Genomic DNA, 10,531 nt, shown 5'->3' on the forward strand with positions numbered 1-10,531 from the left:
ACTCGGGGGCGTAGGATAGCCCCATTCCCACAGTGAAGGAGAATTCCCATGAAAATTGCCCTCATCGGTGCCAGCGGTTTTGTCGGTTCAGCCATCCTCCAGGAGGCCGTCAGCCGCGGTCATCAGATCACCGCCATCGTGCGTGACGTGAGCAAGGTCGCCGCTCACCCGCAAGTCACCGCCGTGGCGGTGGACGCCCAGGACAGCCAGGCACTGGCCAGGGTGCTCAAGGGGCACGATCGGGTGATCAGTGCCTACAACCCGGGCTGGAGTGCCCCGGACATCTACGATCAGTACCTCAAGGGGGCCGGCGCCATCGTGGCCGCCGCCAACGACACCGGGAGCTGGCTGCTGGTGGTCGGCGGTGCCGGCAGTCTGGAAATCGCCCCGGGCGTGCAGCTGGTGGACACCCCGGAGTTCCCGGCAGAGTGGAAGCAAGGGGCCCTCGCGGCCCGGGATGGTCTCATCGCCCTTCGCCGGGAAACCACCCTCGACTGGCGTTTCGTCTCCCCACCGGTGTTCCTCGAACCCGGCGAGAAGCGCGGCGGTTACCGCCTTGGCACGGATCAGGTGCTGTTCAGCGGCGAGCAGCCCGCCGGGATCACGGTCGGCGATCTGGCGGACGGGGTGCTGAACGAGGTGCAAGCACCGGCTCACCTGCGCCAGCGTTTCACTCTGGGTTATTGAGGAAAGGCGCGCCAGCAACCCTTCCCATGACAGTCACACGGAGGGAGGCGGATGCCTCCCTCCGCCTTTTCTCTCCCGCGTCTATCCCGTCACGCCAATGTCGCTCTCACCCGGTACGGCCGATCGCCGCCGGAGCCGCCCGTTGCTCGTTCCATTCGCTCAAGTCCGAATTCCATTTCGAATTTTGTATATAACTAAGAATATTTTGTTGCTTCCACCTTATAACCTCGAACAGTAGCATCACCCTCAACCCAAACGGCGCCACTCAAGAAGAGTGCGCCCCGGTTTCGCAACACCCCGCACGCCGGGGCACGCAGACCCCGTTCACGGAAAGTGAGGAGATGCCCATGACCACCCCATCATTGCCGATCATCGATCTCGCCGCCCTCAAAGGCACCCCGGCTGCACGCAGCCAGATGCTGGCGCAGCTTGGCCAGGCCGCCCGCGAAGTGGGCTTTTTCTATCTGGTGGGCCATGATCTGAGCGAATCGGCGCGCCAGGAGACCCTGGCGCTCGCCGCCCGCTTCTTCGCCCTGCCACTTGAAGAAAAACTGGCGGTGCAGATGGTCCACTCCCCCCACTTTCGCGGCTACAACCAGGTGGGGGCAGAGCTCACCCGGGCACGGCCGGATCTGCGGGAGCAGTTCGATATCATGAACGAGGCCCAGGCCCTGCCTGTGGCGCACATTCGTGAACCCTGGCAGCGCCTCATCGGCCCCAACCAGTGGCCCGCCGCCCTGCCCGAGATGAAGACACGGCTGCTGGCATGGCAGGATCGACTGAGCGACATCACCCTCACCCTGCTGGACGCCTTCGCAGAGGTGCTGGGGCAGCCCGCCGGCGTATTTGACGAGAGCATTCGCGGTGCCCCCTACCAGCACATGAAGCTCATTCACTACCCCGGACAACCGGAAGGCAGCAGTGGTCAGGGGGTAGGTGCCCACAAGGATCCCGGCTACCTGACCCTGGTGATGCAGGACGATCACTCCGGGCTCGAGGTGGAGACGGCGGATGGCTGGATCCCCGCGCCCCCCCTGCCGGGCGCCCTGGTGGTCAACATCGGCGAGCTGCTGGAGCTCGCGTCCGACGGCTACCTCAAGGCCACCCTGCACCGGGTGGTGAGCCCCCCTCCCGGGGTATCGCGCCTCTCCTGCGCCTTCTTCATGGCGGCAAGGCTGGATGCGACTGTGCCACTGCTTAGCCTCTCCCCCGAGCTGGCGGCGCTGGCCGAAGGGCCCCAGAGCGATCCCGCCAACCCGCTCTTTTATCAGGTGGGGGAGAACGTGCTCAAGGGGAGGCTGCGCTCCCACCCGGATGTGGCGGCCCGCCACTATGCAGGCGAGCCGCAGCGCGAGCCAGCGCTAGTCTGACAACCCGCCACTCGACATTAAAAAAGGGGCGCGACGGCGCCCCGGATAACACAAGCAGTCGGGCAACGACCTGACAATGACGGAGTAAAAAAATGAAATTCAAGACCATGAGCGTGCACAGCGGCCAGCGGATCGATCCCCAGACCGGCGCCCTCACCACCCCGCTCTACCAGAGCAGCACCTTCAGCTACTTCAACGCCCAGGCGGGCAAGGAGCGCTTCGCCGGTCAGGCGCCCGGCTTCATCTACAGCCGCTTTGGCAACCCCACCACCGCCGAACTGGAGCAGAAGCTGGCAGCCCTCGAAGGTGCAGATGAGGCACTGGTGGTGGCCAGCGGCATGGCGGCGGTGAGTGCCATCATGTATGCCCTGGCCGACAGCGGCGATGAAGTGGCCTATATCGGCCCCCTCTACGGCGGCACCGATGCGTTCCTCAAGCAGACCTTCAGCCGCGCCGGCATCAAGATCACCGCCTACGAGAGCGATCAGGATCTGCTGGCCAACATCCGCCCCGCCACCAAGGTGGTACTGTTCGAAACCCTGACCAATCCCACCCTCAAGGTGGTGGATCCGCGGGTGGTGGTGGAGGCGGCCCGCAAGGTGGGCGCCATCACGGTATGTGACAACACCTTCCTCACCCCCTACCTGCTGCGCCCGCTCGAGCTTGGCATCGACATCGTCATGCACAGCGGCACCAAGTACCTGGGCGGTCACGGCGACATCATCGCCGGGGTGGTGGCGGGTCGTCATGAGCTGATGAAGTCGATTCGCACCGTGGCCCTCAAGCACATCGGCTCTCCCATCGGCCCGCAGGAGGCCTACCTGCTGCAACGGGGGGTCAAGACCCTTCCCCTGCGCATGGATGCCCACCTGCACAACGCCCAGAAGGTGGCCGAGTTCCTGGATGCCCACCCGGCGGTGAAGAAGGTGATCTACCCGGGCCTTGCCAGCCATCCGGGCCACGATGCCCTCGGCGCCTTCGCCAGCGGCTTTGGCGGCATGGTGAGCATCGAGCTGGAAGGCGGGTTTGAGCGCTGCGCCACCCTGCTCGACAACCTGCAACTCTTCGTGCAGGCGGTGAGCCTCGGCGATCTCGAGAGCCTCGCCTGCCATCCGGCCAGCACCACCCACGCCGCCATGGACGAGGCGAGCCGCCTCGCTGCCGGGGTCAATGACGATCTCATCCGCTTCAGCATCGGGGTGGAAGACGCCGACGATCTGATTGCCGATCTGGCCGCCGCCCTGGCCCTCCTCTGATATCCAGTAGCGATCCGGGGGAGTGACGCAATAAAAAAAGGGAAGGCAATGCCTTCCCTTTCTCTTTTCTGCCCGGCGCCCTCATCAGGCGTCGTGGTAATCCTGGCAGGCGCTCAGGGTGTTCTCCATCAGGCTGGCGACCGTCATGGGGCCCACGCCCCCCGGTACCGGCGTGATGAAGGCGGCGTGATTACGCGCGGTCTCATACTCCACATCTCCCACCAGGGAGCCGTCCGCAAGGCGGTTGATGCCCACGTCGATCACCAGGGCACCGGGTTTGACCCACTCCCCCGGAATGAAGTTGGGCTTGCCCACCGCCACGACCAGCAAGTCGGCCCGGCGCACCTGGGTCTCCAGATCCTGGGTGAAGCGGTGACAGGTGGTGGTGGTGCAACCGGCCAGCAGCAGCTCCAGCGTCATGGGGCGCCCCACGATGTTGGAAGCCCCGACCACCACCGCATGCAGACCATGGGTCTTGACGCCTGTGGTCTCGATCAGGGTCATGATCCCCTTGGGGGTGCAGGGTCGCAGCGCCGGGATGCGCTGGGCCAGACGACCCACGTTGTAGGGATGGAAGCCATCAACGTCCTTGTCGGGACGAATGCGCTCCAGCACCTGGGTGGTATCGCAGTGAGCCGGCAAGGGCAACTGCACCAGGATGCCGTCCACTTCCGGATCCTCGTTGAGCTGGTCGATCAGGGACAGCAGCTCCGCTTGTGTCGCCGTGGCGCTAAGGTCATAGGAGCGGGAGACAAATCCCACCTCTTCACAAGCGCGACGTTTGCTGCCCACATAGACTTGGGAGGCCGGATCCAGCCCCACCAGGATCACCGCCAGACCCGGTGCCCGTTTCCCCTGCGCCAACCGCTGTTGGACTTGCGCGGCGACCTGATTGCGAATCGTTTGCGCAACCTGTTTTCCATCAATGATTTTGGCAGACATCGTTCTTCACTCACCATGTGTTCAACTGCGGCGCATTGTCGCATTTTTTTGGCGCGGGTGTTAGCGGCTCTCGCAGGGAGGGCAATAAGTAGGCACTTGAATTTACTGGCGGAAAAAGTCGTTGACGCTGACTTTGGCGCTTGGGTATGATGCCCGCCCGTTGCCCAGTGGTGCCGCCGAAGGTATGCTGGATGGCGAATTTTCGGTGATTAGCGCAGCCCGGTAGCGCATCTGGTTTGGGACCAGAGGGTCAAAGGTTCGAATCCTTTATCACCGACCAGGTTCATCGGGAAATCCCCGGATTTCTTGATATAACGCGCCCTTAGCTCAGTCGGATAGAGCAACGGCCTTCTAAGCCGTGGGTCGCAGGTTCGAATCCTGCAGGGCGCGCCATCGATACACATGAGTTTGATTGCTGTATCGAAGGCAGATTTCAGTGGTGGCTGTAGCTCAGTTGGTAGAGTCCCGGATTGTGATTCCGGTTGTCGTGGGTTCGAGCCCCATCAGCCACCCCATTATTCCCCTCCAGGCTGGGATCAGCCTGATGAGACAGCAGCACGCTGTCTGTTTGGACCGGCCACTGGCCGGTCTTTTTGTTTCTGCGCCGTCCGCTTTTTGGCGCAACGCCCCCACCCCATCCTCTGGCGCTCGGCACCCTGCTCAGGACGCAATCCGGACCGCCGTCACAAAAATGAGGTTTTCTGCCCCGCTCAAGACAAACCCTCCTCATGCCATGACCCAGCGCAAATCCAGGTCTGATCCCTCGTGTTATGGATAAAAAGATTGATAACACGGCTGCCAGGGCGCTCCTTCCTTCTCTTATCCCTTGTCCAGGAGCAGCCAAATTCGATGGCACCGATTCATCTTTTCGTAATACAGTCATCCCATCCTTAATCAATTAGCTGAAATATAAGGAGTTATTCATAACCCCCCGATGCCGGTCCAAGGCCCAACCTGTCACATGCCCCGCCGGTTGCAGGAAAAGTTCCCATACTGAGTTGTCTGCATTGCACATGACTGCCAAGGAGAGACAGAGATGAGTGAAGAAAGCAAATGCCCCTTCAACCACACCGCCGGCGTCGGCAGAACCAATCGAGATTGGTGGCCGAACCAGTTGCGGCTGGATCTGCTGCATCAGCATTCCCCCGGCGCCGATCCCATGGACAAGGACTTTGACTACGCCAAGGCCTTCGCGAGCCTGGATTACAAGGCACTCAAGAAAGATCTGGTCAAGCTGATGACGGATTCCCAAGAGTGGTGGCCGGCGGACTTCGGTCACTACGGCCCCCAGTTCATCCGCATGACCTGGCATGCTGCGGGCACCTATCGCACCACCGACGGTCGCGGTGGCGGCGGCCGTGGCCAACAGCGCTTCGCCCCTCTCAACAGCTGGCCTGACAACGTCAACATCGACAAGTCCCGTCGCCTGCTCTGGCCCATCAAGCAGAAATACGGCAACAAGATCTCCTGGGCCGATCTGCTGATCCTCGCCGGCAACGTCGCCCTGGAGACCATGGGTTTTCGCACCTTCGGCTTTGGCGGTGGGCGGCCCGACGTGTGGGAGCCGGATCAGGACGTCAACTGGGGGGATGAAATTGCCTGGCTCGGGGTCGATCCCGATCGAGTCAAGGGCGATCGCGAGCTCACGGCCCCCTTCGGGGCCACCCACATGGGCCTCATCTACGTCAACCCGGAAGGGCCCAACGCCAGCGGTGACTACATGGAGGCGGCCAAGGACATCCGTTCCACCTTCGGTCGCATGGCCATGAACGATGAAGAGACGGTCGCCCTTATCGCCGGCGGCCACACCTTCGGCAAGGCCCACGGCGCCGCGCCCGAATCCCACAAGGGGCCAGAGCCGGAAGCCGCGCCTCTGGAGGCCCAGGGCCTCGGCTGGATGAGCGACTACGGCAGCGGCCATGGCAAGGATACCGTTTCGAGCGGGCTCGAAGTGACCTGGACCAAGACACCGGCCCTGTGGAGCAACAACTTCTTTGAAAACCTGTTCAACTACGAGTGGGAGCTGACCAAGTCGCCAGCCGGCGCCAAGCAGTGGGTGGCCAAGGATGCCCCGGAGATCATTCCCGATGCGCACATCCCGGGCAAGTTCCACAAGCCGACCATGCTCACTACCGACCTGACCCTGCGCTTTGACCCCGAGTTTGGCAAGATCTCCCGCCACTTCTACGAGGATCCGCAGGCCTTCGCCGATGCCTTCGCCCGCGCCTGGTTCAAGCTGACCCACCGTGACATGGGCCCCATCGCCCGCTACCTGGGGCCGGAGGTACCCAAAGAGGAGCTGATCTGGCAAGACCCCATCCCCGCCGTCAATCATCCCCTCATCGATGACAAGGACGTGGCCCTGCTCAAGGAGAAGATCCTGGCGGCCTCCCTGTCCGTAGCCGAGCTGGTGTCGACCGCCTGGGCCTCCGCGTCCACCTTCCGTGGCTCTGACAAACGCGGTGGCGCCAACGGTGCCCGCATCCGCCTGGCACCGCAAAAGGAGTGGGCCGTGAACCAGCCTGCCCAGCTTGCGAAAGTGCTTCAGGCCCTCGACGGGATACAGCAGACCTTCAACGCTTCCGCCACCGGCGGCAAGCGGGTCTCCCTCGCCGATCTCATCGTGCTGGCGGGCGGCGTGGGGGTCGAGCAGGCCGCGAAGAGAGCCGGTGTCGCCGTGACCGTGCCCTTCACTCCGGGCCGGATGGATGCCTCCCAGGCCCAGACAGATGTGGACTCCTTCGCGGTGCTCGAGCCCCTCGCCGATGGATTTCGCAACTACGCGGGCGAGTGCGCGGGCTTCGCGGAGACCATGCTGATCGACAAGGCGCAACTGCTCACCCTGAGTGCCCCCGAGATGACTGTACTGGTGGGCGGCATGCGGGTGCTCGGCACCAACGCGGGCAACTGCCACGGGGTCTTTACCGCCGCCCCGGGTACCCTCTCCAACGACTTCTTCGTCAACCTGCTCGACATGGGCACGGAGTGGAAGCCGGCGGCGGGCAGCCAGGGAGTCTATGAAGGCCGTGATCGCCAGAGCGGCAAGGTGAAGTGGACCGGAACCCGGGTCGATCTGGTGTTCGGTTCCAACTCCCAGCTGCGCGCCCTGGCAGAGGTCTACGCCAGTACGGATGCCAAGGAGAAGTTCGTGAAGGACTTCGTGGCAGCCTGGACCAAGGTGATGAACCTGGATCGCTTCGATCTCGCCTGAGGACGCTGACAGGCGCCCCGTTCCCGACGCCCCGGGAGCGGGGCGTTTTTTATGGGCCGCTTCCAGCTCCTGCCTCTCCCCGCTCTTCTCGCACTTCTCGCGGCGGTGCAGCCGGCCCGAGATCAGCCGGCGGTGATGACGGTGCAGCCCTCCCCTTCGAACGCCTTGAGCAGGGCGGGGTCCTGCCGGGTGCAGATCAGGTAGTCAAGATCCGCGGCGTGCAGGAAGGGGTAGGAGGTCAGAGACTCCAGCTTGTCGTCATTGCACAGCACCGCCAGCGAGCCGGAACGCTCCGCGACCCGGCGCTTGAACTCGCTGTCCTGGTAATGCACGGCGCTGAAGCCGAGATCCGAGGACCAGGCGCAGACCCCCAGGAAACCGAGATCGAAGCGGAATTTTTTGATGGTCTCGGCCGCCGTGATGTCGACGGCCCCGCCGACCAGCGGATCCTGCTCGCCACCGAGGAGGATGGTCCTGATGCCGGGTCTCTCCAGCAGCCGGCAGGCGATGGCCGGGCTGTTGGTCACCACCGTCAGGCCCTGATGCTCCGGCATGAGGGAGGCCAATAGCAGGTGGGTGCTGCTGGCATCCAGGAAGATCAGCTGGTTCGGTTTGACCAGGCTCAGGGCGGCCACGGCCAGCGCCTGCTTCTGTGCCACATGCTGGGTGCTGCGCTCGGTCAGGGTCCCCGTCTGGGGCGACAGGGAGATGGCGCCACCGTGGATGCGCTTGCAACGCCCCTCATCGGCCAGATGGCGCAGATCCCGCCTGATGGTTGCCTCTGTGGTGCCCAGCGGCTCCGCCAGCTCCGCCGCCATCACCTTGTGGTGCGCGGCCAGCAGATCCAGAATGAGGAGCCGTCGCTCCTCCGGTGAATACTTGTCCATGATGTTCCCTTGTAATGGCCGAGCGAAGAGTGCCCGGCCCGTCTCACGCCCCCTGCCGCTGCAGTGCGAGCAGTTGCAAGATGGTGTGCATGACAGCGTCATCATCGTTCGAGCGGGTGATGAAGTTGGCGGCGTCCTTGGTCTCGTCGTGGCCATTGCGCATGGCGAAGCTGAAGTCGGCACACGCCATCAGCTCGATGTCATTGAGCCCGTCGCCAAAAACCAGCGTCTCATGACGACCGGCGCCGACCAGCTGCTGCAACCTGGCCACCGTCGTCCCCTTGTGCACGCCGGCATTGGCGATGTCTATCCACTGCTTGTCGGACGCCACTATGTAGGCCTCGTCATCAAACTCGTCAAGCTGGCCCCGCAGATCCAGGCAGCGGCCCTGCTCGTCATAGACGGTGATCTTCACAAAGTCCGCGGTGATGTCGCCAAAATCGGCGACCGTCTGCACCTGGGTGTAGGAGCGGCGCACCAGGGCTTTCAGATGATCCGGCACCTCCTCCCGGATCGCCGCGCAGGCCGCCGTGCAAGCGATGACGATGTGCTCGCCCGGCAGACGCTCCAACCGACGGATGATGGCCAGGCCCAGGGCGTTGTCCAGCAGCGACTGATAGACGTAGCGCCCCTGGTGTTTGATGCGGGTGGCGCTGTCTCCCAGGATCCAGAAATTCGCGCTCTGCGCCCCCAGCAGCTCCTCGACCCGGTCGACCTGTTTTCCCGTGCAGGGCGCAAAATGTATCCCCTGCTGCGCCATGGCGGCAACCACCTCGGCGAACAGGGCTCGGTTGTAATCCCCCCTGCTATTGAGGAAGGTGCCGTCCATGTCCGTGATGATGAGTTTGATCATGCTGTTACCTCGGATGTATGCATTCTGACCACGGTCATCATATCGCCGCAATGAACACACACAAACAAAAATAAGATCATTTATGTTCATATTTGGGCGAAATGATCATAGCATGACCTCCTCGCTCGGAGGATCCCAGGCACAGCCCCCTCCTTCGATTGTCTTCCAAGGAGACCCCATGTTGTCCACACTCTCCAGCCGGCGGCCCCGGCGTGAGCGGCTCGCCACCCGGGCCACCTTCTTCTGCTCGGGCTTCGCCACGGCGGCCTGGGCCTCCATCATCCCCTTCGTCAAACTGAACGCGCAGATAAGCGACGCCACCCAGGACTATGTCGGCGTGCTCTCCAGCCCCTCCCTGGTCGGCTTTGTCGCCGACGCCTTCGGTCTGCCGGCGGCCCTCCACGGCGTCGTTTTGCTGATGGTGCTGGCCCTGCTCCTCAGCAGAGGCGTGGGGCTGGCACCCCGGGCCACCCCTCTTTCTACAACCTGTCAGGTGCTGCCATGAGAAACCCTGCTTTCGGCGACGTGGTATTAAATACCGAGGACATTGCGCTCGGCGTCGAGGTCATCGCCAAACGGCTCAACGAGCGATTCACGGAGGCGGTGGTGATCACCGTGGTGCCGGGCGGCATGCTGTTTACCGCCGATGTCGTCAGGGCGCTGCGCTTTGATATCGCCATGGATTACATCTCCTGCCCCCACACTCCGGGGGAGCGCCACAATGCCTCTCCCATCGTCTTTCACAACAATGTCGGCATCCAGGGCAGAGACGTCATCCTGATGGACGACGCCATCGAATCGGGGGGTACCATGAAGCGGCTGGTCGCGCACCTGCAGGCGTTCGCGCCACGTTCCCTGTCCATCGCGACCCTGTTTGTCAAACCAGGGCGCGTGGCTATCCCCGCCGAGCAGTTTTATGCCTATGAAATGACGAGCGATGACCTGCTGGTGGGCTACGGCCTGCCCTGGGAGCACAAGTACCAGAATATCCCCTATGTCTCCAGGTTAAAGAGATAACGGGACGGGACAAGGTTAGGGAGCGATAAACCAATCAGGATAAACCTGACAGCAAGGGAGGCATTGACCAGACTACGTCCCGGTGTCGCCCGGTGTACGGCCTATGCCACTCCAGCAGGGCTAGTCCACCCGCCTGTCGATACCGGGTGGAGACCAGATTGCCGGTTACCGGAAAAACAAAAGGCCCCGTCTTGCGACGGGGCCTTTTGTTTTATTTGGCGGTGAGGGAGGGATTCGAACCCTCGATACGTTGCCGTATACACACTTTCCAGGCGTGCTCCTTCAGCCACTCGGACACCTCACCAAAT

The 10,531-nt window shown here is 62.9% G+C and carries 9 protein-coding genes and 4 tRNA genes; 9 read left to right on the forward strand and 4 right to left on the reverse strand.

Annotation, left to right across the window (positions count from 1 at the left end; translation table 11 throughout):
- Positions 1-48: 48 nt before the first annotated feature.
- From AB5Y53_RS06810 to AB5Y53_RS06820, 3 genes are all read left to right on the forward strand, one after another.
- Positions 49-687, forward strand: a complete 639-nt coding sequence (locus tag AB5Y53_RS06810; RefSeq protein ID WP_368181439.1) for an NAD(P)-dependent oxidoreductase — start codon at positions 49-51, stop codon at positions 685-687.
- A 347-nt stretch (positions 688-1,034) separates the two neighbouring features.
- Entirely contained in the window at positions 1,035-2,057 is a 1,023-nt protein-coding gene (locus AB5Y53_RS06815) for an isopenicillin N synthase family oxygenase (RefSeq protein ID WP_103260261.1), read from the forward strand.
- 92 nt (positions 2,058-2,149) lie between these two features.
- Positions 2,150-3,313, forward strand: coding sequence for a PLP-dependent aspartate aminotransferase family protein (locus tag AB5Y53_RS06820; RefSeq protein WP_161469923.1), 1,164 nt, complete (start codon positions 2,150-2,152; stop codon positions 3,311-3,313).
- 84 nt (positions 3,314-3,397) lie between these two features.
- Here the strand turns inward: AB5Y53_RS06820 and folD are convergent, their stop codons facing one another.
- Entirely contained in the window at positions 3,398-4,255 is an 858-nt protein-coding gene (gene folD, locus AB5Y53_RS06825) for a bifunctional methylenetetrahydrofolate dehydrogenase/methenyltetrahydrofolate cyclohydrolase FolD (RefSeq protein WP_010674955.1), read from the reverse strand.
- A gap of 203 nt (positions 4,256-4,458) precedes the next feature.
- On the opposite strand from folD, the gene AB5Y53_RS06830 reads away from it, so the two are divergent.
- The 4 genes from AB5Y53_RS06830 to katG all read left to right on the forward strand — a co-directional run bounded on the left by AB5Y53_RS06830 (position 4,459) and on the right by katG (position 7,466).
- Positions 4,459-4,535 (forward strand) — tRNA-Pro (locus tag AB5Y53_RS06830).
- A 36-nt stretch (positions 4,536-4,571) separates the two neighbouring features.
- Positions 4,572-4,648: transfer RNA gene (locus AB5Y53_RS06835), tRNA-Arg, on the forward strand.
- Positions 4,649-4,694: 46 nt separating this feature from the next.
- A tRNA-His gene (locus AB5Y53_RS06840) sits at positions 4,695-4,770 on the forward strand.
- 521 nt (positions 4,771-5,291) lie between these two features.
- Complete coding sequence (gene katG, locus AB5Y53_RS06845; RefSeq protein WP_368181440.1) at positions 5,292-7,466, forward strand: catalase/peroxidase HPI; 2,175 nt, start codon at positions 5,292-5,294, stop codon at positions 7,464-7,466.
- A gap of 122 nt (positions 7,467-7,588) precedes the next feature.
- Here the strand turns inward: katG and AB5Y53_RS06850 are convergent, their stop codons facing one another.
- Positions 7,589-8,353 carry a DeoR/GlpR family DNA-binding transcription regulator gene (locus AB5Y53_RS06850; RefSeq protein WP_368181442.1) on the reverse strand — a complete coding sequence of 255 codons (765 nt, stop codon included), beginning with the start codon at positions 8,351-8,353 and terminating at the stop codon, positions 7,589-7,591.
- Between the two features lie 43 nt (positions 8,354-8,396).
- On the reverse strand, positions 8,397-9,206 hold the full coding sequence (locus AB5Y53_RS06855; RefSeq protein WP_368181443.1) for an HAD family hydrolase: 810 nt from the start codon (positions 9,204-9,206) through the stop codon (positions 8,397-8,399).
- A 178-nt stretch (positions 9,207-9,384) separates the two neighbouring features.
- Here AB5Y53_RS06855 and AB5Y53_RS06860 point away from each other — a divergent pair, with 178 nt between their 5' ends.
- Complete coding sequence (locus AB5Y53_RS06860) at positions 9,385-9,711, forward strand: hypothetical protein (protein ID WP_368181444.1); 327 nt, start codon at positions 9,385-9,387, stop codon at positions 9,709-9,711.
- The gene (locus AB5Y53_RS06865) at positions 9,708-10,223 is read left to right on the forward strand and encodes a phosphoribosyltransferase (RefSeq protein ID WP_368181445.1); all 516 of its coding nucleotides are present in this window, start codon (positions 9,708-9,710) and stop codon (positions 10,221-10,223) included. The genes AB5Y53_RS06860 and AB5Y53_RS06865 overlap by 4 nt, the downstream gene beginning before the upstream one ends.
- Positions 10,224-10,439: 216 nt before the next feature.
- On the opposite strand, the gene AB5Y53_RS06870 is transcribed toward AB5Y53_RS06865, so the two are convergent.
- Positions 10,440-10,527: transfer RNA gene (locus tag AB5Y53_RS06870), tRNA-Ser, on the reverse strand.
- Positions 10,528-10,531 lie beyond the last annotated feature (4 nt).

This window comes from Aeromonas sp. R7-5 (assembly GCF_040908015.1).
Classification (GTDB): Bacteria; Pseudomonadota; Gammaproteobacteria; order Enterobacterales; family Aeromonadaceae; genus Aeromonas; species Aeromonas caviae.